The following is a 25,019-nucleotide window of genomic DNA, read 5'->3' as shown; positions in this document are numbered from 1 at the left end:
GTAAAAAGAAACCCGCCAATCGGCGGGTTTCTTTTTGGGGTTATGCCCTTAAAAAATATCCATAAAGCGGTGATACAGCATGCCGGCGGCCAGCAGCGGTGAGCGCAGTGCCGGCCCTCCGGGGAAGGTCATGTGTTTCACCTTGGCAAACACATCAAAACGTTCCGCCTGGCCTGCTATCGCGTCGGCGAGCAGCTTTGCCATCATGTGCGTCGCGTTGACGCCATGGCCCGAGTAAGCCTGGGCAAAGAAGATATTGGGCGCATCCGGCAGGCGACCCAGCTGAGGTAAACGGTTGGCACCTATTCCTATCATGCCACCCCATTGATAATCGATACGCACGCCCTTGAGTTTGGGAAACACCCGCTCCAGATTGGGCCTGAGCGCGGCTTCGATGTCGCTGGGGTCTTTACCTGAATAGGTGCACAAACCACCAAAGAGCAAACGCCCATCGGCGGAGAGATGGAAATAATCCAGCGCTATGCGCATGTCGGCAAAGGCCATATTTTGGGGGATGATTTCGCGCTGTAACTCCGGGCTTAAGGGCTCGGTCGCCAACAGGTAGCTGCCTGCTGGCAATACTTTCCCCCCCACATAAGGCTCCAGTTTGTGGCCTATGTAAGCGTTGCCCGCCAGTACCAGATAGCGGCAGGTTACTTCACCTTTTTCGGTGATGACTCTGGGCTTGTCTCCCTTGATGATTTTGGTGGCGGCGCTGTATTCAAAAATCTGCACGCCCAGCTCCCGGGCAACTCTGGCTTCGCCCAAGGCCAAATTCATTGGATGCAAATGGCCACTGCCCATGTCCACCAGTGCACCCTGATAACAGTCAGAACCTATGACTTCGCTCAAGTCTGCCTTTTGCAGCAGTTTGATGTCCTGACGATAACCTGCTGTTTTCAGATGTTCGAATTCTTCGGCAAGCTCAGTCATATGCCGTGGTTTCACGGCCAGGTCGCAATAGCCCATGGCCAGGTCGCAATCGATGTTGTGGTCGGCAATCCGGTTTCGGACAATTTCAACCGCCTCAAACCCCATTTGGGTAATGGCATTAATGCCTTCCTGGCCAATGGTGTTGTGAAATTGCTCCAGCCCGTGGCCAATACCACGAATAAGTTCACCGCCGTTACGCCCCGAGGCGCCCCAGCCGACACGCTTGGCCTCCAGCAGCGCAACGCTGAAGCCTTTCTGGCGCAGCTCAATAGCGGTATTGAGCCCACTGAAACCGCCCCCCACCACACAGACATCCACGTCAATGGCACTGTCCAGTACAGGATACTGAAATAACTCTTTTGCAGACGCAAAATAGAATGAATCCGGGTACTTATCGCTGTGGATGGGAGATTTGTTTGCCATAAGGGCTCCGACGCTGTTTTTATTGTAAATTGGTCTTGTCTCTGTATACTCATCACACTTTTTGCGGATAAATATACGTGTGCATTTTATTTAACACGCAATGCCGCTAAAATACAATGCGTATTCTCATTTGCTGCACTTGGCCTTAGACCACTTATACATTGCAGTTGATTGAGTTTGCTTGAGAAAATTTATTTTCCGGTCCTGAGATTGTTTGGCGGTACTCACGGTCGGGATAGATAATTTGCACTTTATCTGCTGTGCAGATAACTGAACCTGTTTGGGGGTGACAAATTTGGATATCGGAGCCAGTCTCAAAGCAGTCCGGAAGATGAAAGGCTTGTCTCAGCGTGAGCTTGCCAAGCGTGCCGGTGTGACCAACAGTACCATCTCAATGATTGAGAAAAACAGCGTGAGCCCGTCGGTGAGCTCGTTGAAAAAAGTGTTGGCCGGCATTCCTATGTCACTGGTGGAGTTTTTCTCTATCGGTGACTCGGCCTCTGCCGAGCAAAAGATTGTTTACCGCGCCGACGAGTTGTTGGATATAGGCACCGGTCCTCTGGAGTTCAAGCTGATTGGCCGTGATTATCCCAACAGGGCGATGTCGGTGATGAGTGAGATTTATCCTCCCGGAGCGGATACCGGTGAAGAGATGCTCAAGCACGTCGGAGAAGAGGCTGCGCTGGTCATTGAAGGTAAGTTCGAGCTGACTGTTGGCGAAGAGGTGTTTGTACTTGAAGCCGGTGACAGCTATTACTTCAACAGCGAATTGCCCCACAGGTTCAGAAATCCCTTCGATGAACCCTGTCATCTGGTCAGTGCTACTACACCTGCCAACTTCTGATATTTTCCCGTTCAAAAACAACAACGGCCCTGCAAGGGCCGTTGTTGTATCTGTCACTTTTGCACCCTTTTGGGGCGCTTTGCGCCATCAATTGCCACGTTGCACTCTTTTGGGTGGCTCTCTGCCACCATTTCAAACACGGATGTAAATAATTTTAACCAAATGTGGCCGGATTTCGAATTCGGGTTTCAGGCGGCTATTTCCATTTTTTCCCGCAGGTGACTGGCGAAAGATCCGTGCTTAACGACTTGTTTATATAGGTCGCTATGGGCTAACTTGCTGATTGTTAGTGAATAATATTTTATTGTTATAAAAGTGCTGCACAGAGGTAAGTGGGCTATTGCCTCGTTCAATATTTCCGTGTACTGTGTGAAAAAATGAACGCCGAGTTTGAGGGCGATCACAAAACTCAAACACTGAATCAACTGCAAGGTGATGTATGTCTGACGCCACGATACCCCTTATTGGTGTCTCTGCCTGTAATACCCCGATTGGACTGCAGACGTTTAATACGGTGGGCGAAAAATATCTTTTAGGTGTGATTAATGGCACTGGCGGTTGGCCGCTGATCATCCCTTCTATTGGCGATGGCATGCCAACGGAATTATTACTTGAGCGTCTGGACGGCATCCTGTTCACCGGTTCACCTTCCAATGTCGAACCACATCACTATTCGGGGCCGGCCAGTGAGCCGGGCACTCATCACGATCCCCGCCGTGATGCCACCACCTTGCCCTTGATTAAGGCGGCTATCGCCGCAGGCGTGCCGGTACTGGGTATCTGCCGCGGCTTCCAGGAAATGAATGTGGCCTTTGGCGGCAGTTTGCACCAAAAGTTACATGAAACGGGTGTGTTTAAAGAGCACCGGGAAGACAGAACTGCGCCACTTGAGGTGCAGTATGGTCTGGCCCATACGGTGACTCTGGAGCCCGGGGGGGTAATTTTCGAAGCCTGGGGCCGCAGCTCGGCGGAAGTGAATTCCGTCCATACTCAGGGCGTTGAACGTCTTGGTAACGGGTTGCGGCCAGAAGCCTATGCTCCGGATGGCTTGATAGAAGCCTTCTCTGTTACAGATGCCAAAAATTTTGCCCTGGGTGTGCAATTTCATCCCGAATGGAAAGTGGCCGACAATGCTTTTTATCTGTCGATTTTCCATGCTTTCGGTGACGCGTGCCGACGCAGGGCCCAAGAGCGAGCGAGATAAATCATGGAAAAGCTGATTGCGTTTTTAAAAGAAAAAAAGATAACGGAAGTAGAGTGTGTTATCAGCGATATGACGGGGATTGCCCGCGGTAAAATCGCGCCGGTAGACAAGTTCATCGCCGAGCAGGGCATGCGTTTGCCCGAGAGCGTACTGCTGCAAACGGTAACCGGCGACTATGTGAATGACGATACTTATTATGAGCTGCTGAATGAAGCCGATGTGGACTTCCTCTGTGTGCCCGATGAAAACGCCGTGTTCGAGTTGCCATGGTGTGTGGAAGCCACGGCTCAGGTAATCCACGATGTGTACGATCGTATGGGGAATCCCATCGAGCTGTCGCCTCGTAACGTACTGAAAAAAGTGCTTAAATTGTACGAAGACAAGGGGTGGGAACCGGTGGTTGCCCCCGAGATGGAATTTTATCTGGTGGCGCGCAATGGGGATCCTGATCTGCCACTGAATCCACCACTGGGACGTTCAGGTCTTCCCGAGGCCGGTCGTCAGTCGTTTTCCATCGATGCGGCCAACGAATACGATCCCCTGTTTGAAGACATGTATGAGTGGTGTGAGGCCCAGGGGCTGTTTATCGACACCCTGATCCACGAAGACGGTCCGGCGCAGATGGAAATCAACTTCAGTCACGGCAATGCGCTGTCGCTGGCCGACCAGGTGTTTGTGTTCAAGCGTACCCTGCGTGAAGCGGCGCTCAAGCACAATGTCTGTGCTACCTTCATGGCCAAACCTGTGACCAATGAGCCCGGCAGCGCCATGCACATTCACCAGAGTGTGGTGGACAAAAAGACTGGCAAAAACATCTTCACCAAAGAAGACGGCACCAAGAGCGCCAACTTCCTCGGCTATATTGCCGGTCTGCAACAGTTTATCCCTGAGTTCCTGCCGTTGATGGCACCCAGTGTGAACTCCTTCCGTCGCTTCCTGCCGGGCACCTCTGCACCGGTAAACCTGGAGTGGGGCGAAGAAAACCGCACCTGTGGTCTGCGTATTCCTGAGTCATCACCGCAAAACCGCCGTATTGAAAACCGCATTCCAGGCGCCGATGCCAACTGTTATCTGGCCATTGCCGCCAGTTTGCTGGCCGGTTACATCGGCATGGTGGAAGGTCTTAAGCCAACCAATCCAGCCCTGGGGCGTGCCAACGAAAGCCGCACAGCAGACACCAATTGCCTGCCGCTGACCCTGGAAGAGGCACTGATGGCCATGGATGAGAGTGACGCGGCGCGTAAATATCTCGGCGATGCCTTCACCACTGGTTTTGTGGCGGTGAAGCAGGCAGAGCTTGAAAACTTCAGACGTGTTGTCAGTGCCTGGGAGCGTGAATTCCTGCTGCTGACAGTATAAAAAACACAGGCCGGGGCGTGCCCCGGCACATTAGGGGGAGGGCGAAGATGCAACAACAACAACAGCAAGATACCATCAGCGCACTGCAAGCCATGGATGCCGCGCACCATCTGCATCCTTTTACTGACAGTGCTGATTTGGCCAAACGTGGCACCCGCGTGATTGAACGTGCAGAAGGTGTGTACATTTGGGATGCCAAGGGTAATAAGCTGTTGGATGCCATGGCCGGACTCTGGTGTGTAAATGTCGGCTATGGTCGCAAGTCCATCGCCGATGCCGCCTACGCTCAGCTGCAAACTCTCCCTTTTTACAATAATTTCTTCCAATGTACCCATGAGCCCGCCATTCAGCTCGCGGCAAAGATTGCCTCTCTGGCACCTGCAAATATGAACAGGGTCTTCTTTACCGGCTCGGGATCCGAGGGCAATGACACCAATCTGCGCATGGTACGACGTTACTGGGATTTGAAGGGGCAGCCCTCCAAGAAAACCATTATCAGTCGCAAGAATGCCTATCACGGTTCAACCGTGGCCGGTGCCAGCCTCGGCGGCATGGGGTTTATGCATCAGCAGGGCGATCTGCCCATTCCAGGGATTGTTCATATCGACCAGCCTTACTGGTTCGGTGAAGGCCGTGATATGTCACCTGAGGCCTTTGGCATTAAAACGGCACGGGCATTGGAAGCCAAAATCCTCGAGCTCGGTGAAGATAAGGTTGCCGCTTTTATCGCAGAGCCATTTCAGGGCGCGGGGGGAGTAATCATTCCTCCAGATAGCTACTGGAATGAAATTAAAAGGATTCTGGAAAAGTACAATATTCTGTTTATTCTGGATGAGGTCATCAGCGGCTTTGGGCGTACCGGCAATTGGTTTGCCGCCCAGACTCTGGACCTCAAACCCGATTTAATCACTATCGCCAAGGGCATGACTTCGGGATACATCCCCATGGGCGGGGTGATAGTGTCCGACCGGGTCGCCGACGTGCTTATCAGTGATGGCGGTGAGTTTGCCCATGGCTTTACCTACTCAGGCCATCCGGTTGCGGCGGCAGTAGCGCTGGAGAATATCCGTATTCTCGAAGACGAGCAGCTGGTGGATAAGGTCAGAACCGAAACCGGGCCTTATTTGCAGGATAGGTTGCAAACCCTGAGCGCGCACCCGCTGGTGGGTGAGGTCAGGGGGATGGGCATGGTCGGTGCCATTGAATTGGTGGCAGACAAGCACAGCATGGCGCGGTTCGGCAGCGAAATATCCGCCGGTATGCTCTGCCGTGAAGCCTGTATCGCCAACGGTTTGGTGATGCGTGCTGTGGGTGACACCATGATTATTTCGCCGCCGCTGTGCATCAGCCGCGATGAGATTGACGAACTGATTTTTAAAGCAAGTCAGGCACTTTCACTGACGCTTGAGAAGATTGCAGCTCGGGATAACTGAGTGCATATTAAAAAGCCTGCCAATAGAGGAAGAGGTACTGGGCAGCAGCAACTGCCGATGCGGTTTTTCAGGTTGTAGCATTGGTCCTAACAATAAAATAAATGCCGGCCAAGCCGGCGACACAATCAGGGTAATTGGCTTTCAATTACTGCTACCTGCAAAAGGAGATAGCATGAAGTTATTACACAAAATGACAGCTCTGGCTTTGGTTACCGCCGGTGTTTTGGGAAGCGCTGCGGTATCGGCTGAAGAAGTTGTTCGCGTCTATAACTGGTCTGACTATATCGCCGAAGACACCCTGGAAAACTTCCAGAAGGAAACCGGCATCCGCGTAATCTACGATGTGTTCGACACCAACGAAGTGCTGGAAGCCAAGCTGCTTTCAGGCCGCAGCGGTTACGATCTGGTTGTGCCATCAGCCCACTTCCTTGCCAAGCAGATTAAAGCCGGCGCCTTTATGAAGCTTGACAAGTCCAAGCTGCCAAACGAAAAACACCTCAACAAGAACCTGATGAGCCAGCTGCAAAAGAGCGATCCGGGTAACGAGCACGCCGTGCCTTACCTGTGGGGCACCACAGGTATCGGCTTTAACGTAGCCAAGGTAAAAGAAGTGCTGGGCGAAGATGCACCAGTGGATTCATGGGAATTGATTTTCAACCCAGCCAATGCTGAGAAGCTGGCCAAGTGCGGTATCGCCGTGCTGGATTCACCGGATGAAATCCTGCCGCCCGCGCTGAACTATCTGGGTCTGAACCCTAACAGCACTGACCCTGCCGACTATGAAAAAGCCGGTGAAGTGCTGCTGAAAATTCGTCCTTACCTCAAGTATTTCCACTCTTCACGTTACATCTCTGATCTCGCCAACGGCGAAATCTGCGCCGCCATCGGTTGGTCTGGCGACGTACTGCAGGCTCAGGCCCGCGCCGAAGAAGCCGGTAACGGCCAGCAAGTGGATTACCGCATCCCCAAAGAAGGTGCCCCTCTGTGGTTTGACATGATGGCTATCCCAGCCGATGCCGCCAACCCAGACAATGCACTGACCTTTATTAATTACCTGATGCGCCCAGAGGTCATTGCTTCCATCAGTAACTATGTGGCTTACGCCAACGCCAACGATGGTTCTAACCCTCTGTTGGACGAGGAAGTTGCCAAAAACCCCGCTGTGTACCCTTCTGAAGAAACACTCGCCAAGCTCTATCTGGGTGAAGTGCGTCCTATGAAGACTCAGCGCGCCATGACCCGTATCTGGACCAAGATCAAGTCTGGTCAGTGATCCTGTACTTGGGGCAGCGGATGGCTGCCCCACCTTTGACTCTTAGATTGCACAAGTAAACCGAATTCCAGCAGGCCGGAGGCTTGTTCTGGCGCAGTTTGGAATGGAGAAGTATTTATGGCTATGACCTCGGGCGTCACCAATAAACCAACGACAAAGACGCAAGACGAAGTACTGCTCAAAATTGAGCGGGTAAGCAAACTGTTTGATGATGTTCGCGCGGTGGACGATGTGTCCCTGACCATCAACAAAGGGGAAATCTTCGCATTGCTTGGGGGCTCTGGCTCCGGAAAATCTACCCTGCTACGGATGCTTGCGGGGTTTGAGAGGCCAACGGAAGGTCGTATTTATCTCGACGGTCAGGACATTACCGATCTGCCGCCCTACGAGCGTCCGATCAATATGATGTTCCAGTCATACGCGCTTTTCCCTCATATGACAGTGGAGCAAAACATCGCCTTTGGTCTGAAGCAGGATAAGATGTCAAAGGCTGAAATTTCCCAGCGGGTGCAGGAAATGCTCAAGCTAGTGCACATGGAGCAGTATGCCAAGCGTAAGCCCCATCAGCTTTCCGGTGGTCAGCGCCAGCGTGTGGCTTTGGCCCGCTCGCTTGCCAAGCGCCCCAAACTGCTGCTGCTCGATGAGCCCATGGGCGCACTGGATAAAAAACTACGTACCCAGATGCAGCTCGAAGTGGTGGAAATTCTTGAGCGTGTGGGCGTGACCTGTGTGATGGTGACCCACGATCAGGAAGAAGCCATGACCATGGCTGGTCGTATCGCCATCATGAGTGACGGCTGGATTGCCCAGGTGGGCAGCCCCATGGACATCTACGAGAGCCCCAACAGCCGCATGATTGCCGAGTTCATCGGTACAGTGAACCTGTTTGATTGTGAAATCGTTGAAGACGAGGCCGACCATGCCATTCTCAAGTCGCCAACCTTGCCGCAGCCGTTCCTGATTGGCCACGGTGTAACCACCAGTCTGGAAGACAAGCACGTATGGCTGGCAGTGCGCCCCGAAAAGACGCTGATCACCCGCGAGCAGCCCGAAGGTGAGTACAACTGGGCCAAGGGCAAGGTACACGATATCGCTTACCTCGGTGGCCTGTCGGTGTATTACATCAAACTGGAAGATGACAAAATCATCCAGTGCTCCATGACCAACACCGAGCGCCGCGCGGACCACCCAACCTGGGGCGATGACATTTACATCAGCTGGGAGGCCACCAGTGGCGTGGTATTGAGATCATGAGCAAACGAAAGAAAGGTTTTCGCTTTGCCATCCGTGGCAGGCACTTTACCCTGGGCTTTCCCTTCCTGTGGTTGACCCTGTTCTTTGCACTGCCCTTTGCGATTGTGCTCAAGATCAGTTTCTCCACCGCGGCGATTGCCATTCCGCCCTATGAGCCCACGTTCACCTATGCGGATCAGCTGCTGAATGTGGCGCTGAACCTCGGCAACTACCTGTTGCTTCTGGACGATGCGCTCTATTACACCGCGTATCTGGGGTCGCTTAAGATAGCTGTGGTGTCCACCCTCGGCTGTTTGCTGCTCGGTTATCCCATGGCGTATGCCATTGCCCGTGCACCGGTGAAGATGCAAACGGTGCTGCTGCTGCTGATTATGCTGCCGTCCTGGACCTCGTTCCTTATCCGTGTGTACGCCTGGATGGGACTGCTCGCCGACACCGGCCTTATCAACAATGTGCTGTTGTGGCTGGGTGCTATCGATGAGCCGCTGAAGATATTGAACACCAATATCGCCGTTTATATCGGTATTGTGTACGCCTATCTGCCCTTTATGGTGCTGCCACTCTACGCCAACCTGGTGAAGATGGACATGAGCCTGCTGGAGGCTGCGGCCGACCTGGGTTCACGCAGTATCAACACCTTCTGGAATATCACCTTGCCGCTGTCGAAGGGTGGTGTGATTGCCGGCTCCATGTTGGTGTTTATTCCGTCTGTGGGTGAGTTCGTTATCCCTGAGCTGCTGGGCGGCCCGGACTCGCTGATGATTGGTAAGGTATTGTGGCAGGAGTTCTTCAACAACCGTGACTGGCCGGTCGCCTCGGCGCTGGCGATAGTGATGCTGGGACTTTTGATTATCCCCATTACCCTGTTCCATCATTATCAGGCCCGTGATTTGGAGAAAGAGGCATGAAAAAGCTGAGTTTTTCTACCGTGATGTTGTGGTTGGGGCTCATCTTCCTCTATGCCCCCATGTTTATCCTGATTTTCTACTCCTTCAACGCGTCCAAGTTGGTGACCGTATGGGGCGGATTCTCGGCCAAATGGTATGTGGAGCTGTTCAAGGATCAGCAAATCCTCGATGCAGTCTGGACCAGTTTGGAAATTGCCTTCCTGTCGGCCTCCATGGCTGTCGTACTGGGCACCATGGCGGCGTTCGTGATGACACGTTTCCGTCGCAGCTGGGCCAAGCTGTCGTTGTCGAACATGATAACGGCACCGCTGGTAATGCCCGAGGTGATCACTGGTCTGTCGCTGCTGCTGCTGTTTGTTCACATGGCCGACCTGATTGGCTGGCCTGCCGAGCGCGGCAGACTCACCATTTGGCTGGCGCACTCTACCTTCTGTGCGGCCTACGTGGCCGTGGTGGTGTCGTCCCGTCTGCGTGAACTGGACATGTCGATTGAGGAAGCCGCTATGGACCTGGGGGCAACGCCACTCAAGACCTTCTTCCTGATCACTGTGCCCATGATTGCGCCGGCACTGACCGCAGGATGGCTGTTGTCATTCAGCCTGTCACTGGATGATTTGGTGATAGCGAGCTTTGCGTCGGGCCCGGGTGCTACGACGCTGCCGATGGTGGTGTTCTCCTCGGTGCGTTTGGGGGTATCTCCGAAGATTAACGCCCTGGCGACACTTATCATTCTCGCGGTGTCTCTGATTGCCTTCCTGTCCTGGTATTTCGCCCGCAGGGCTGAAAAGCGCGCAAAGGCTGCGATGGAACAGTGACGCATTGCCATTAATAAAACGGTCGCTCAGGCGGCCGTTTTTGTTTGTTTGATATTTTCAACAAAAATTCAAAATTATCCTTCACTGGCCCTAGAGTTTCCCTTGGTGAACGTGTAGGATGAACTGGTTGTTTAAAATAATGAACATAAGAAAGAAGGAAGCATCATGTCTGCTACACCTCATACCGAGTCCTACTATGCCGCTTCCGCCAATGACACCCGCATTCGTCCTCGTCTTGAGGAGCATCTTGAAACCGACGTGTGTGTTATAGGCGCAGGCTACACGGGTCTGTCCTCGGCATTGCATTTGCTTGAAAGTGGTTTCAAGGTCGTGGTTCTGGAGGCCGCCCGAATTGGTTGGGGCGCCTCGGGTCGCAATGGCGGCCAAATCGTTAACAGCTATAGCCGAGACATTGATGTCATTGAAAAAACTGTTGGCAAGGAAAAGGGCAAGCTGTTCGGTGAGATGGCATTTGAAGGCGGTCGCATCATTCGCGAGCGCATTGCAAAATACAATATTGACTGCGATCTGAAAAACGGTGGCGTGTTTGCCGCACTGAACCAAAAACAAATGGGTCACCTCAAGGCGCAAAAGGCGCTGTGGGAAGCTCACGGCCACACTGAGCAGCTGGAGATCCTCGACGAAGCCGGTATTCGTAATGTGGTAAATACTGAGCGCTATGTCGGCGGTATGCTGGACAAGAGCGGTGGTCACATTCATCCGCTGAACCTGGCCCTCGGCGAAGCCCGCGCGGTGGAAAGCCTCGGCGGGAAAATCTTTGAAGACTCGGCCGTATTGGATGTGGTGGAAGGTGAGCCTGCCATCGTTAAAACCGAGTTCGGTCAGGTGAAAGCCCGCTTTGTGGTGGTGGCCGGTAACGCTTATCTTGGCAAACTGATGCCTGAGCTGATGGCCAAATCCATGCCTTGCGGCACCCAGGTGATCACCACCGAACCCCTGAGCGATGAGATGGCAAAAAGCTTGCTGCCCCAGGATTACTGCGTTGAAGACTGTAACTACCTGCTGGACTATTTCCGTCTCTCCGGTGACAAGCGCCTGATTTACGGTGGCGGTGTGGTGTACGGCGCCCGCGACCCGGACAACATCAAGTCCATCATTCTGCCGAAGATGCTGCAAACCTTCCCGCAGCTGAAAGACGTGCGTATCGACTACACCTGGACAGGTAACTTCCTGCTGACGCTGTCGCGTCTGCCTCAGGTCGGCCGCATCGGCAAGAACATTTATTACTCCCAGGGCTGCAGTGGCCATGGTGTGACCTACACCCACTTGGCCGGCAAGCTGATTGCCGAAGTGCTGAACGGTCAGGCGACCCGTTTCGACGCCTTTGCCGCGCTGCCCCATTATCCGTTCCCCGGCGGCCACGCGCTGCGGGTACCTTTCAGCGCCCTGGGCGCCTGGTACTACACGGTTCGCGATAAGCTGGGTATCTAACAGCATTAACGGCGCAAGCGCCCAGTAACAAGTATCAAGGAGTCAGCTGTGCAGCTCAAACGTCCTTCACTTTTGAAAACCCAGTGTTATCTCAATGGCGAGTGGCGCGATGCCCTGTCGGGCGAGACGGTGACCATTGCCAATCCGGCTACCAACGAGGCCATTGCCTCTGTGCCCGTGATGGGCCGTGATGAAACCCGCGAGGCCATCGCTGCCGCCGAAGCTGCGTTGCCGGCCTGGCGCGCGCTCACTGCCAAAGAGCGCGGTGCCAAATTGCGCCGCTGGTATGAACTGATGCTGGAAAACGCCGACGATCTGGCGTTGATGATGACCACGGAGCAGGGCAAGCCGCTGGCCGAAGCCAAGGGCGAGGTGGTGTATGCCGCGTCCTTTATCGAGTGGTTTGCCGAAGAGGCCAAGCGCCTTTACGGCGACACCATCCCGGGTCATCAGGGCGACAAGCGCATCATGGTGATAAAGCAGGGCGTGGGTGTTACGGCAGCCATTACCCCCTGGAACTTCCCGGCAGCGATGATCACCCGTAAGGCTGGCCCTGCGCTGGCTGCGGGTTGCACCATGATAGTTAAACCTGCGCCGCAGACGCCGTTCACGGCATTGGCGCTGGCCGAGCTTGCGCAGGAAGCGGGTATTCCCCCAGGGGTATTCAGTGTGGTTACCGGCGATGCGGTGGCCATTGGTAACGAGCTTTGCGAAAACCCAGTGGTGCGCAAGCTGTCGTTCACCGGTTCAACCGGTGTCGGCATCAAGCTGATGCAGCAGTGCGCGCCAACCTTGAAGAAAGTCTCGTTGGAGCTTGGCGGCAACGCGCCCTTTATCGTGTTTAACGATGCGGATCTGGATGCAGCCGTTGAAGGCGCCATGATTTCCAAATACCGCAACGCCGGTCAAACCTGCGTTTGTGCCAACCGTCTCTATGTGCAGGACGGTGTGTACGATGCCTTTGCCGAGAAGCTCGCCGCTGCCGTGGCCAAGCTCAAAGTGGGCAATGGCGCCGAGCCCGGTGTGACCACAGGCCCGCTTATCAACGCAGCTGCACTTGAGAAAGTGCAGGGCCATTTGCAGGATGCGCTGGATAAGGGCGCGACCCTGATTGCCGGCGGCAAGCCGCTGGGTGGCAACTTTATGGAGCCTGCGATTGTGACTAACGTGAATGCCAGCATGAAGGTGGCCCGCGAGGAAACCTTCGGCCCACTGGCACCGCTGTTCCGTTTCAGTGATGTAGACGATGTGATTCGTCAGGCCAATGACACCGAGTTTGGACTTGCAGCCTACTTCTATGGCCGCGACATCTCCCTTATCTGGAAGGTGGCCGAGGCGCTGGAATACGGCATGGTGGGCGTGAACACCGGGCTTATTTCCACCGAAGTGGCCCCCTTTGGCGGCATGAAATCATCGGGTCTGGGCCGCGAAGGCTCCAAGTACGGCATCGATGAGTATGTAGAAATCAAATATATCTGTCTGTCGGTGTGACCGGCGAAACAGGAGTACCCTATGAGCTTGACCAATGATTCATTGATGGTTCGTCGCCGCGCTGCTGTAGCCGGTGGCGTTGGCCAAATCCACCCTGTGTTTACCGAGCGCGCCGAAAACGCCACCGTGTGGGACGTGGAAGGCCGTGAGTATATCGACTTCGCCGGCGGCATTGCAGTGCTGAACACAGGCCACCTGCATCCCAAAGTGAAGGCCGCCGTGGCCGAGCAGCTGGAGAAGTTTTCTCACACCTGTTTTATGGTGCTGGGCTATGAAAGCTACGTGTCCGTGTGTGAAAAGCTGAACCAGCTGGTGCCGGGTGACTTCGCCAAGAAGTCGGCCCTGTTCACCAGTGGCTCTGAAGCCGTGGAAAACGCCATTAAGGTGGCCCGCGCCTACACCAAGCGTGCCGGTGTGATTGCCTTTACCTCTGGCTACCATGGCCGCACCATGGCGGCGCTGGCGCTGACCGGCAAAGTGGCGCCCTACAGCAAGGGCATGGGCCTGATGCAGGCCAACGTATTTCGCGCCGAATATCCATGTGAACTGCACGGGGTGAGCGAAGATGACGCCATGGCGTCTATTGAGCGTATTTTCAAGAACGACGCCGAGCCAAGCGACATTGCCGCTATTATCCTCGAGCCAGTGCAGGGCGAGGGCGGTTTCTACGCCGCGACCCCATGCTTTATGAAGCGTCTGCGTGAGCTGTGCGATCGCGAAGGCATTATGCTGATTGCCGATGAAGTGCAAACCGGCGCTGGCCGTACCGGCACCTTTTTTGCCATGGAGCAAATGGGTGTTGCGGCGGACATCACCACCTTCGCCAAGTCGATTGCCGGTGGCTTCCCGCTCTCTGGTATTACCGGCCGTGCCGACGTGATGGATGCCATTGGCCCTGGTGGCCTTGGTGGCACCTATGGCGGTAGTCCGCTTGCCTGCGCCGCAGCGCTTGCCGTGATTGAAGTCTTTGAAGAGGAAAAACTGCTGGAGCGCTCCAATGCCATCGGCCAGACCATCAAGTCTGCCATCGGTGAGCTGGCCGGCCGTTATCCGCAAATCGCCGAGGTACGTGGTCTGGGTTCCATGATTGCCATTGAGCTGATGGAAAACGGCAAGCCTGCCCCTGAGTATTGCCCACAGGTGCTCACCGAGGCCCGTAACCGCGGCCTTATCCTGTTGTCATGCGGCACTTACGGCAACGTGCTCAGGATTTTGGTCCCCATCACGGCGCCGGATGAGCAAATCCAGCGAGGCCTGGAGATAATGGCCGAGTGTTTCGAGGCCGTACTCGGCAAATAACCCTTAAAAAAAGGCGGCCCATGAAGGGCCGCCTTTTTATTGAAAAATGCACGGACGCAGATAGAGACTATACTCAGTCATACGTTAGTCTACCTATGTGTTTTCAGGATCTTGCGGAGAGTGCATGAAACATCTTCCCCTGCGACAAAAGCTACTTTGGATGACCTCGGCGCTGTTTCTGGCCACTGTGGCCACCATGTCGATAACCCTTTGGATCACCCTCAACAACAAAACCGATGAACTCTTTGTCGAAGTCGATAAAGCACTCAATGATGAGATACGCACCAAACTGACCGCCAGCGCCGGCCGCTACGGTGAAAAGGTGGCGGCCTTTATCAATGAAGCCTACCGTATTCCTTATTCTTTCAGTGCCATGATGGAAAACGATGCGCTGGTCGGCCGGATGAATCGTGAAACGGTTCAGGATGCCGTCGGCGCGGTGCTGCAGAAAAATCGCCAGATTTCCTCTATGTATGCGCAGTTCGAACCCAATGGTTTCGATGGCCGTGACAGCGAATTTACGGCGTCAGGTTTGATGCACTCGGTTGAGGGGGTGGGGACGCTCGAAGTCTATTTTTATCGTAACGATGATGGCAGCCAGACCCAGCAGCAGGTGGATGATGCCGGTGAAAAATACGCGGACACCCTCAATGAGTTTGGTCTGCGGGAAGCCGAGTGGTATCTGTGCGCCAAAGACACCCAAAAGCCCTGCCTGATGGAGCCTTATCTCTACGAAATCTCCCCCGGTAACAACATGTTGATGACCTCCCTGACTGTGCCTATTGTTCGCTCTGGCGCTTTTCGTGGCGTGGTCGGGGTGGATTTGAACCTGCCCGTGTTTCAAAAGATGATTGAGGAACTGTCGGCAAGTCTCTATCAGGGGCAGGCCAAGGTAACCTTGCTGTCGACCAAGGGGCTGATAGTGGCCGCTAGCCACTATGATAAAAAAGCCAGGCCCCTCGGGGAGGTTATGGACAAATCCCTCGCCAACCAAATTCTGGGTCTGGGCAAAGGGGATGGTTATCTGCTCAACGACAACAGCATGATAGTGGCCTATCCCATTACTATTCCGCTCTCCGGCAGTCAGTGGCTGCTTGCCATCGAAGTGCCAAGACATATCGCCTTGGCCAGTGCCGATCAGGTCGAGGGCAGTATGGAGGCCATGGCCGCCAGCCTTGGCCGCTTTGTTTTGCTGCTGGGTATTGGTGTTGCTGCGGTGGCTGTGATTCTTATTGCTCTCTTTATCCGCAGCGTGGTGGCACCCATCCAGCAAATTCAGCAGCGGGTCAGTCAACTGGCCAGTGCCGAGGGGGATTTAACCCAAAGCCTGAAAGTGGATGAGCACGCAGAGCTGATTGCCCTGGGCAATGGTTTTAATGCCTTTATCGGTAAACTTCACGGGCTAATCAGTGAACTGAAAAAGGTCGCCACAGAATCCCGCACCGAAAGCCAGGCAACGGCCCGGATTGCGGAGGAAACCAAACAGAGTGTTAATCGGCAATACAGTGAAATTGAGAGTGTGGTAACCGCCGTTAATGAGATGAGTCATACCGCCCATGAAGTGGCCAAGGCATCTGAGCAAACGGCAACCGAGTCGGCAGCCATGGCCTCGCAGGTTAAGCTGAGTCAGGACAGTCTGACGCAGGCGGTTTCTCTTGTGAGCACCATGTCCAAGGAGTCGCTGCAAGCCAAGATTGCGGTGGGCAAGGTGGCAGAGAGCAGTACCAATATCAGCAAAATATTGGAAGTGATCAGTGCCATTGCCGCCCAGACCAACCTGCTGGCGCTCAACGCCGCCATCGAAGCGGCCCGCGCCGGTGAGCAGGGCCGGGGGTTTGCTGTGGTGGCCGATGAAGTGCGTTCACTTGCTTCCAAAACCCAGGCCTCCACCGACGATATCAGTCGGCTTATCGATGCGCTGGAGCAGGAGGTGAAGGGGGCATCCGGAATTATCGACAAAGGGGTAGGACTTGCTGAGCAGGCGGTGGCGCAAACCGAGCAGGCCTTTGAGGCACTGTCGGTGATGGTGGCGCGCATTAACGAAATCTCCAATCAGGTGACCCAAATTGCCACGGCTGCTGAAGAGCAAAGCGCAGTTACAGAAGAAGTAAGCCGCAACATCACGGGGATCTCAGACTCGGCGGCAGAGCTGATGGAGCTGGCCGGTAAGGCCCGGGAGAGCAGCGAGAGTCTTGCCAAGCTGGTTGGCAGGCAGGAGAGTCAGTTGGCTAAACTGCGCACCTGAGGATATTAAACCAAATAAAAAGGCTGCTCTTGGCAGCCTTTTTATTTGTTGGGGTTAAATACTGTCCAGTGGCACCAGGCTGACATCGGTCAGTGGGGTCGCGCAGCACGCCAGTATGACGCCCTGTGCACGCTCGGCATCAGAGAGGGCCTCAGCCTTGGGTTGGTGCACTTCGCCTGCGGTAAGCTTACATTTACAGCTGCCGCAAATACCCGCACGGCACGACCACAGCAGCTTGATGCCCTGAGCTTCTGCCTGGGTCAGCAGGCTTTGTTGGTTATCGCCCACAAAGTCTTTATCGCCAATCCGGATCTTGAGCTGCTCAGGTGGCCTGGCTTCGACGCTGGTCAATCCCCCGAAACTTTCACAGTGAATTTGCTCAGTCGGCATGCCGGCTTGTGTCAGCATTCCTTCCACTGTTTGCATGAAGCCGCTGGGACCACAGATAAAGGCATCGCGTTTGGTCAGTGAAGGCACTGCGGCCAACTGCGAGGCGCTGACACGGCCCGTATTGCCTTGCCAGTCGTCGCCCGGATTTGTCAGATAAAGCTCCAGGGTCATACCTGCGGCGACGAAATCCTCAAGGCTTTCCGGGCAGGGGATATCGTCTTTGCTGCGGCATTGATGAATAAAGTGAATATGGGTAAGTGGCAAAGCAACACCTTTGAGCTTGCCAAGCGCCAGTGCGGTTCTGACCATCGCCAGCATGGGGGTGACGCCTGAGCCTGCACTGATAAGCAGTAAGGGGTTGCCGGTTTTGGGGATAAATCGGCCTTCGGGGCGGCTGCAAAGCACAGTATCACCTATCGCCAACTTGTCGTGCAGCCAGTTGGAAATCAGGCCGCCCCCGGTGCGTTTGACGCCAATATGGTAGTTCCCCTCCGCCGGTGCATGGGTCAGGCTGTAACGGCGGATATGGCGGGTGCCGTCGATATCAAAGGCAAACACCAGATGCTGGCCTGGCAAGAAGGTCGGCAGCGGTTTGCCATCGGCAGCCTCAAAAGTGAAGCCCGTAAAGTCTTTGGCGATGGGCTCTTTGGCAGCCAGGCGCAGACTGCGTTTGGCCGGTGCCCGGTTGGGGTAGTGCTCACCCACCTGCTCCTCAAGAATCTCTACATTGTCGCCTTCGCGAATGATGCCTTCATTGAGGGCAATCAGGTTCTGGCCAAAATTGACATCACCTTGATGGGTTTTACGAAACCTGCTCAGGGTGGCGAGAGGCTCCCCCTGAGGGTGGAATTTATCGGTACCGGGAATAATGGTGGTCATCACACAACGACTGCAGGGTTTGGCCAGTAGAAACTCCACTTCACCGATACGAATACGCTTCCAGCCGTCCTCTGCAAAGGCAGCAGTGTCTGATACCTCCAGATTGGTGCGAAACTGACTCATCTGGCTGATTGTATCGGCGCGCAGATTCAGGTCGGTTAACGAGGCCTCGCTGATGAGTAGCAGCGGATAGCCATCGGCAAAGCTGACACGGGTGTCGAGTTTTTCACGGAAGCGATTGGAGGTTTCGCCAAGCCAGATAAGCCGGGCGGGTTCGCCCAGCAGGGTGGAAATCCAGGTATCGGCCAGCGCGTGGATTGACAGTGCTTCAAAACCGTCCTTCCAGACCTGGGTTTTCACCGGGGCTTTTTCAAACTCGCTGACATCAAGGGCCAGGTCTGGCTGGCCGGGATAGGAGAGCCGCAGGCGTCCGGCGTGAAACTCTTCGTCCTGGCCCAAAGGCGTTATCAGTTGCAGTACGGGATGTGTGCGGGCCGTAATGAAATCGCCGCTGGGTTTTATCACCATAAAGCGTCGGTCTCCCGCCAGTCCCTCCGGGCAAACCCTTGCCTGCTTGAGTGACTGCGCGCCCATGGATTTAACCGGATAGATATGAATTGCGCTGAGTCTCGCCATTTGCCGTCTCCCTGTCGCTGGCAAATAGCGACACTATAACCATGTGGTTACATCTGAAGCCAGTACCCAAGTGCTTTTCATGCTTCTCAATGTCCGGCGCTGTGGTAAAGTAATTGCGCTTGTCGATAGCAGGCTAATGAATCATAAGGACAAATTCGCACTCTGTGCGGTAATTTGGGTGTTGTCACCCGGCTTTAAGGAGAAACCATGGAATACTACATTGGCGCCTGGAAAAAATACGCAGACTTCACAGGTCGTGCCCGTCGCAAAGAGTTTTGGATGTTCTTTCTGTTCAACCTGATTGTCAGTATCGGGATGAACCTGGTGGACATGGCCCTTGGCAGCATGCTGGTAGGCACCCTCTACTCATTGGCCGTATTTTTGCCTTCACTTGCCATCGGTGCCCGTCGTTTGCACGATACCGGCCGCAGCGGCTGGTGGCAGCTTATCGCGCTCATCCCCATCATAGGTATCATCATTCTCATTGTGTTCTACTGTCAGGACAGTCAGGACGAGAATGACTACGGTGAAAACCCAAAGGCCTTTGCCTGATAGTCTGTGGGGAGGTTTTCCTCCCCATATCTCAAAGCCGTTTCAGGACGTTACGGCAGGATATTTCACGGAAGCTGATTATGACCCGCTATTTACTCCTTCTTATTGGGCTTGTGCCCGCCACGGGTGTGCTTGCGCAAACTCAGGAACTTTCACTCTTTGGTACGCCTTTCTCGTTTGAATTACCTTCGGGATGGAAATTGGCCGCCAGTGAAAACAGGGCGGATATGGTGAGTGCCGAATTTGTACCTGCCCAGGAAAATCTCAACCAATGGGGTGGGCTCATTTGTGTTCAAAGCTTTAAATTGAGTGATGATTCCCCCGCTGCCGAAGCCTTTCTCGATGGCCTCGCCAGACAATATCAGGGCAGCTGCGAGGGCGACGTCTCCTACGAAAAGTTGGGTGAAGTTGATACCGATGGCTATCCCGGCTTTCACGCCATCCTGGGGTGTAGCCGTATGCCCAATCAGCACGCATCGATGGAAGAGTCGCGCCCATTTTTTTCAAAGCCGGAAGCTGAGGTGGGGTATTACCGGGTTGTAAGCCGCCCCGGGCAACTGGTGCTCATGCATAAATCCACGCGCGGCGATGTGTATGCAGGGCAGAATATTCCGCTTACCCCTGCCAATCACGGTGAATTTATTGCCTCTGTTTTGCCGCTGCGCCTCGACTGACCGGCCACTTGTGCGAAACAAAGGCATTAGACTTTTATACGTTTAGACGTCTATAATGCGCGGCCGTCCATGAGTGACGGCCTCTTTATTGTCAGCCTTTTGGGTGCCCGCATCGGCGGGAGAATCGGGAAGTCGGTGTAAATCCGACACTGCCCCCGCAACGGTAATGATGCCTGGCATCTAAGTCCGGAGACCGGCCCAAATCAGGTATTGTCGTGGATTTCGGTGGGCAGATCCGCAACAGCGACAGCTTTTGGCATGTCGATGACCCATGCCCCGTTTCCCTTGATGGAGTGTAAGGAAAATGGGTACCAAACCTTCTTTGATTTCATTGGCGCTGGCCACAAGCCTGCTGTCATCTTTCGCCTCAGCGCAATCACCTGTGGATGAACATCTGGTGGTCATTGGCCGTCAGGCTGATACCCCCCTCAATATCGCCGCCAATGTGGCTGTGATTACTGCCGATGACATAGCGCTCAGCGGTGCCAAAGATCTTGCCGGATTGCTGCGTGGCCAGAGTGCCATCCAGATAAGCGACAGCGGCACCGGGCCCGTCTTCGCCATGCGCGGTTTTGGTGCTGGCCAGGCGGCCAATAACACCCTGGTGCTGGTGGATGGCCGCCGTCTCAACAACATTGATATTGCTGCGCCCAGCCTCAATGCTGTGTCACTGAGTCAGATAGAACGTATTGAAGTGCTCTCCGGCAGCGCCGGTGTGCTCTATGGCGATCAGGCCGTTGGCGGTGTCATCAATATCATTACCAAGCGCAGTCAGGAAAACACCGGCGGCGCCTCGCTGACTGGTGGGAGTTTCGGCTCCCTTGGCACTGCCATGGATTTCTCGGCTGCGCTGAATGAACGCTGGAGTCTCTTCGTCGGTGGCAACTTCGATAAAAGCGACAACTACCGTGACCATGCCGTGAGTGAGTCCGGCTCAGTGTTGGGCCGCATTGAATACCGCGGCGATGGGCAGCGCTTCTTTGCTGAAGCCTCCTATTACGATGATGACCGTGAACTCGCAGGCTCTCTCACCGCAGAGGAGCTTGCCGCCAATCCCCGCCAGGCCAATGCCGCCAACAGCAGCGACTATCAGCACAATCTGACCAAGGCTGGCCGGTTGGGATACGAGCACAGTCTGACCGACCATTGGACCCTGGCTGCCGATCTCGATGCCAGCGATACCCAGGTGAATTACATCAGTTGGGGCGGCGTGGGTGAAACCGAGCGTCAACTCATCAGCCTGACTCCCAAAGCCATTGGCCGCTACCAGACAGAGGCGGGCGAACTTAAGTTGGTAACTGGAGTGGACCTGTCCCGTGGCGAGTCAGAATTTACCTCGGCTTATATGGAGCGCGGCAACACCCAGGAGCTCTGGGCGGCTTTTGCCCAGGCATCAGTGCCTTTGACCAAGTCACTGAGTTACGTGGTGGGTGGTCGTTATGCCGAAGTTCAGGACGATATTCGCGATCAGAATACCTTTCCCCAGGGTGGCAAGCTGGATAATGACGCCCATGCGCTTGAGCTTGGATTAAATTATCGCCCCGTGCAGGGACACAGATTCTACCTGCGCGGCGAAGATAACTTCCGTTTTGCCAAGGTGGATGAGCAGGCCTACACCAGTCAGGACAGCCTGAGACCCCAAACCGGCCGCAGCTATGAAGCTGGCTGGGACTATCAGGGGGCTGAGCAGGCATTGCGCCTGAGCCTCTACCGTTTAACCCTGGAAGATGAAATTGTGTTTGACCCCAGCGCCGACACGCCGGTGGGGGGCTATTTCCCGGGTGCCAATATCAACGCTGATGAGTCGCGCCGTTATGGAGCCATGTTGGATTGGGACTGGCAGCTCAATGACACCATCAGCCTGGGCGTCGACTACCAGTACACGGATGCTGAATTTACCGCCGGGCTGAATGATGGCAAAGCGCTGTCCTGGGTCGCCAAGCACAGTGGCCGTATGTATGTGTCAGCTCAGTTTGCCGATTATTGGTCGGCCTACGTAGATGCTGCCTACACGGGTGAGCGTTTTGTTGAAGGTGACAATGCCAATGTGGGCGCGCAGATGGATGCCTTTTGGCTGACCAATGCCGCCGTGAGCTTCCGTAAGGACGCCCTGAGTGCGACCCTGAGACTGGATAACCTGTTCGATGAAGCGTATGCCGCCTCGGGCTTCTACAGTGACTGGGGCAATGGGTATTATCCCGGTGAAGGTCGCAAAGTGAGCCTGACGTTGGGGTTGAGATACTGATAAACCACTGAAATTGAAAAGCCGGACTTGTGTCCGGTTTTTTTTTGGGCGATAACATACGCATTAGTCCGGGGAGTACAAAGTGCGTATTCTGTCAGTGTTTTTTGTCCTGCTGTTTTTATCAGCCTGTGGCGGTCCGCGATTGCCTTTTCTGGGGGAAAACGCCCGTGTTTTGGCCTTCGGTGACAGTTTAACTTTTGGGGTTGGCGCCAGTGATGGCATGGATTATCCCGCCCACCTTTCCCGTCTGTGCGATTGCGAAGTGATTAACGCCGGGGTATCGGGTGAAACAACCACCGAAGGGCTGGCACGAATGGCTGATTTACTCGATGAAACCCAACCGGATCTGCTTATCCTGCTGGAAGGCGGCAATGATATCCTCAGAAATCAGGATAAAGCACAGCTTAAGCGCAATTTGGAAGCTATGATTAGGGAAGCTCAGGGAAGGCAGGTGCCTGTGCTTTTGATTGCTGTACCAGACCGGAAGGTGTTTTTATCCCCGTTACCTTTGTATCAGGAACTGGCTGAGCAATTTTCCCTGCCACTGCTTGAGGATACGCTACCGCAGCTCCTGTCACAAAGCGCCATGAAATCGGACACTGTTCATTTAAATGACGCCGGATATCAGCTTTTGGCGGAAGAAATTTACCAGCTTGCGAGCGAGAGCGGAGCCTTTTGAGGCGGCTTTCTGAAAATTGCTGAAACGGACGGAAATCAGCTTGACCATGGGCAGGATTTTATGGGTAAATTCCCCGATAATAACAGCCAGGGCGGGTTTATTGCTAAGGCCAAACTTGAGTCCCTTTTTGATTGCCCGGACAAAAATAGGTTAGTTTCATGACTGAGCTTGAGCATCAGGTTTTTTCTCAAATCAGGGCGATCATCGCCAATGAAGAGCAGGTATTAGGCCGCAGGGGAATTCTCATTCCACTGAAGAAGGCTATCCTTGCCGATGGTGATGTGCGTAATGTTGTTGATATTGTCTCCAGCGATCCGGCACTGGCGGCGCATCTATTGTGGCGAAGCACCACCGCACATGTGGGGGGCGCCCATAACAGTAAAAACCGCAGTCTCAAGGATGCGCTGATCCGTTTGGGGCAGGTGAACATTTACCGCTACGCCTTTAGCTTTTATTTGAAAGAACGCCTCGATGAGCTGCCGCAGCCCTATAAAAAGTTGGTCCTGGGGTACTGGCGCCTGACAGAAAGCATTGCCGCATCGGCGGTGGATAGTCTCAAAGATCTGGTGAGCAACAATATTGACCCGGACGAGGTTCAGACTCTGGCGCTCTTCAGTGTGTTCGGGCAGATGATCGCACTGACAGCCTTTGCGTATCTCAATGCCGAATCGGACGAGTCATTCCCTCTGGGCATCATCAAGCAAATTATCGATACCCAACAGCAAACCCTGACGCTGGAAGCCTTTGACTCACTCGGCCTCGATGAAGAGCTCAAAGAAGAGTTTATGATTGCTCACAACCTGCGCCAAACCCGCAACCCCAACTCGGCCGGTCTGGTACTGCGCCGGGTGTTGTCGATGCGTGGCTTGCTGCTCAATCCGCTGTAATTTACTGAACTCTATAAAAAACGCCTGCAATCGCAGGCGTTTTTTTATGCTTTCTAAATAACGGCTTGCAGCCGTCAAACTGGTGTTGCTATGGCATTACCGCGGCTGACGGGCCAGGCCTTCTGCTGCCACCAATTCAAGATAGCGCTGTATTTGGCGGGAATTGGCACTGCCACGGCGATAGGCGCCAAATAAAGGACGTTTCAACCCTTCGGCGCCGAGGCGCAAGCTGCTGAGGCTGAGGCCCTGGGCTTCACTGATGGACCAACTGGGCAGGGCAGCAATACCATCCTGACAGGCGATGCGTTGAAACAGTACCGAAGTCAGGTCACAGCTTTTTTGCACACCGGGCTCAATGCCGGCAGGCTCCAAAAATAAGCGGAACAGGTCGAGGCGTTCCAATGGTACCGGATAGCTGATGATGGGTAAGCCTGCCAGATCCTTTGGCAGTACCTGGTGCTTGCTCGCCAGCGGATGTTCTTTGGCCACCACCAGGCGCACTTCAAAGTCGAACAGGTGCTGATAAGCCAGCTGATGTCCGGGGACGGGATCGGATGTCAGTACTATGTCCAGCTCTCCGGACTCCAGTGCGTTCAGCGAGTCGAACAGGTGCCGGCTGGACAAGTCCAAATCCGCATCCGGATATTCAGCCCTGAAAGCCTCCATGACCGGCATCAGCCAGCGAAAGCAGCTGTGACACTCAATACCCACCTTCAACAGGTTGGCATCGGTTTCCAGACCTTTCTTCAATACAAACTCGGTTTCCATCACCCGAGGCAGAATTTCTTCGGCCAGATTCAGCAGTCGGGCGCCTTCCTGAGTAAAAGACAGGGGTTTGCTTTTTCTCACGAACACGGGGGAGTTGATGCGGGTTTCCAGCTCTTTGATCTGATGAGACAACGCAGACTGGGTGACAAAGCGCTTTTTGGCCGCAGCTGCCAGGCTGCCACTTTCTTTCAGTGCCATCAGGGTTCGAAGGTGTCTTAGCTCTATCATCTCTACTCCACATGAAGTTTGTTCATGTTGCCCGTGAACGCAATTCGTTTGCTTGCCAGAAGACTACCACAATAAACTTCTAGACGTCCAGACGCCTATTAAAAATTGTTTAACAGGTGTTCCTCTTTGAAATGTGCTCATATTAAAC

At 54.3% G+C, this 25,019-nt stretch carries 20 protein-coding genes and 1 riboswitch; of the genes, 17 read left to right on the top strand and 3 right to left on the bottom strand.

All coding sequences use genetic code 11. The annotated features are described in order from the left end of the window. Positions 1-48: 48 nt before the first annotated feature. Complete coding sequence (locus K0H63_RS14710; RefSeq protein WP_220065318.1) at positions 49-1,356, bottom strand: NAD(P)/FAD-dependent oxidoreductase; 1,308 nt, start codon at positions 1,354-1,356, stop codon at positions 49-51. Between the two features lie 295 nt (positions 1,357-1,651). Between K0H63_RS14710 and K0H63_RS14705 the strand changes: the two genes are divergently transcribed. The 12 genes from K0H63_RS14705 to K0H63_RS14650 all read left to right on the top strand — a co-directional run bounded on the left by K0H63_RS14705 (position 1,652) and on the right by K0H63_RS14650 (position 16,933). Next, a complete protein-coding gene (locus K0H63_RS14705) occupies positions 1,652-2,200 on the top strand; it encodes a cupin domain-containing protein (RefSeq protein WP_011760754.1) in 549 nt (182 codons plus the stop codon). 439 nt (positions 2,201-2,639) lie between these two features. After that, entirely contained in the window at positions 2,640-3,404 is a 765-nt protein-coding gene (locus tag K0H63_RS14700) for a gamma-glutamyl-gamma-aminobutyrate hydrolase family protein (RefSeq protein WP_220065317.1), read from the top strand. A 3-nt stretch (positions 3,405-3,407) separates the two neighbouring features. After that, a complete protein-coding gene (locus tag K0H63_RS14695; RefSeq protein WP_220065316.1) occupies positions 3,408-4,763 on the top strand; it encodes a glutamine synthetase family protein in 1,356 nt (451 codons plus the stop codon). Positions 4,764-4,810: 47 nt separating this feature from the next. Then, on the top strand, positions 4,811-6,196 hold the full coding sequence (locus K0H63_RS14690) for an aspartate aminotransferase family protein (RefSeq protein ID WP_220065315.1): 1,386 nt from the start codon (positions 4,811-4,813) through the stop codon (positions 6,194-6,196). Between the two features lie 172 nt (positions 6,197-6,368). After that, the gene (locus K0H63_RS14685; protein ID WP_220065314.1) at positions 6,369-7,469 is read left to right on the top strand and encodes a polyamine ABC transporter substrate-binding protein; all 1,101 of its coding nucleotides are present in this window, start codon (positions 6,369-6,371) and stop codon (positions 7,467-7,469) included. Positions 7,470-7,586: 117 nt separating this feature from the next. Next, positions 7,587-8,723: a polyamine ABC transporter ATP-binding protein gene (gene potA / locus K0H63_RS14680; RefSeq protein WP_220065313.1), complete on the top strand. Its 1,137-nt coding sequence runs from the start codon at positions 7,587-7,589 to the stop codon at positions 8,721-8,723. Continuing rightward, complete coding sequence (locus K0H63_RS14675; protein WP_011760748.1) at positions 8,720-9,631, top strand: ABC transporter permease subunit; 912 nt, start codon at positions 8,720-8,722, stop codon at positions 9,629-9,631. The genes potA and K0H63_RS14675 overlap by 4 nt, the downstream gene beginning before the upstream one ends. Further along, a complete protein-coding gene (locus K0H63_RS14670) occupies positions 9,628-10,446 on the top strand; it encodes an ABC transporter permease subunit (RefSeq protein ID WP_220065312.1) in 819 nt (272 codons plus the stop codon). The genes K0H63_RS14675 and K0H63_RS14670 overlap by 4 nt, the downstream gene beginning before the upstream one ends. Positions 10,447-10,611: 165 nt before the next feature. Continuing rightward, on the top strand, positions 10,612-11,898 hold the full coding sequence (locus K0H63_RS14665; RefSeq protein WP_220065311.1) for an NAD(P)/FAD-dependent oxidoreductase: 1,287 nt from the start codon (positions 10,612-10,614) through the stop codon (positions 11,896-11,898). Between the two features lie 48 nt (positions 11,899-11,946). Further along, a complete protein-coding gene (gabD, locus tag K0H63_RS14660) occupies positions 11,947-13,389 on the top strand; it encodes an NADP-dependent succinate-semialdehyde dehydrogenase (RefSeq protein WP_220065310.1) in 1,443 nt (480 codons plus the stop codon). Positions 13,390-13,410: 21 nt separating this feature from the next. Then, positions 13,411-14,688 carry a 4-aminobutyrate--2-oxoglutarate transaminase gene (gene gabT, locus K0H63_RS14655; RefSeq protein WP_220065309.1) on the top strand — a complete coding sequence of 426 codons (1,278 nt, stop codon included), beginning with the start codon at positions 13,411-13,413 and terminating at the stop codon, positions 14,686-14,688. Positions 14,689-14,812: 124 nt separating this feature from the next. After that, complete coding sequence (locus K0H63_RS14650) at positions 14,813-16,933, top strand: methyl-accepting chemotaxis protein (protein WP_220065308.1); 2,121 nt, start codon at positions 14,813-14,815, stop codon at positions 16,931-16,933. Between the two features lie 54 nt (positions 16,934-16,987). On the opposite strand, the gene K0H63_RS14645 is transcribed toward K0H63_RS14650, so the two are convergent. Continuing rightward, the gene (locus K0H63_RS14645; RefSeq protein ID WP_220065307.1) at positions 16,988-18,838 is read right to left on the bottom strand and encodes a hybrid-cluster NAD(P)-dependent oxidoreductase; all 1,851 of its coding nucleotides are present in this window, start codon (positions 18,836-18,838) and stop codon (positions 16,988-16,990) included. Positions 18,839-19,045: 207 nt separating this feature from the next. Here K0H63_RS14645 and K0H63_RS14640 point away from each other — a divergent pair, with 207 nt between their 5' ends. The 5 genes from K0H63_RS14640 to K0H63_RS14620 all read left to right on the top strand — a co-directional run bounded on the left by K0H63_RS14640 (position 19,046) and on the right by K0H63_RS14620 (position 23,875). Further along, complete coding sequence (locus K0H63_RS14640) at positions 19,046-19,390, top strand: DUF805 domain-containing protein (RefSeq protein ID WP_220065306.1); 345 nt, start codon at positions 19,046-19,048, stop codon at positions 19,388-19,390. 80 nt (positions 19,391-19,470) lie between these two features. Continuing rightward, positions 19,471-20,064, top strand: coding sequence for a hypothetical protein (locus K0H63_RS14635; RefSeq protein WP_220065305.1), 594 nt, complete (start codon positions 19,471-19,473; stop codon positions 20,062-20,064). 86 nt (positions 20,065-20,150) lie between these two features. After that, positions 20,151-20,280: riboswitch (cobalamin riboswitch) on the top strand. 88 nt (positions 20,281-20,368) lie between these two features. Beyond that, positions 20,369-22,309, top strand: coding sequence for a TonB-dependent receptor (locus K0H63_RS14630; protein WP_220065304.1), 1,941 nt, complete (start codon positions 20,369-20,371; stop codon positions 22,307-22,309). Positions 22,310-22,391: 82 nt separating this feature from the next. After that, complete coding sequence (locus K0H63_RS14625; RefSeq protein WP_220065303.1) at positions 22,392-22,988, top strand: GDSL-type esterase/lipase family protein; 597 nt, start codon at positions 22,392-22,394, stop codon at positions 22,986-22,988. Between the two features lie 158 nt (positions 22,989-23,146). Next, a complete protein-coding gene (locus tag K0H63_RS14620; RefSeq protein ID WP_011760737.1) occupies positions 23,147-23,875 on the top strand; it encodes an HDOD domain-containing protein in 729 nt (242 codons plus the stop codon). Between the two features lie 96 nt (positions 23,876-23,971). Here the strand turns inward: K0H63_RS14620 and K0H63_RS14615 are convergent, their stop codons facing one another. After that, positions 23,972-24,871, bottom strand: coding sequence for a LysR family transcriptional regulator (locus K0H63_RS14615; RefSeq protein ID WP_220065302.1), 900 nt, complete (start codon positions 24,869-24,871; stop codon positions 23,972-23,974). Positions 24,872-25,019 lie beyond the last annotated feature (148 nt).

It is taken from the genome of Shewanella zhangzhouensis, from assembly GCF_019457615.1.
GTDB classification, from domain to species: Bacteria; Pseudomonadota; Gammaproteobacteria; order Enterobacterales; family Shewanellaceae; genus Shewanella; species Shewanella zhangzhouensis.
The sequence above is the reverse complement of the archived record's forward strand: the minus strand, read 5'-3'. Positions and strand labels throughout refer to the sequence as shown.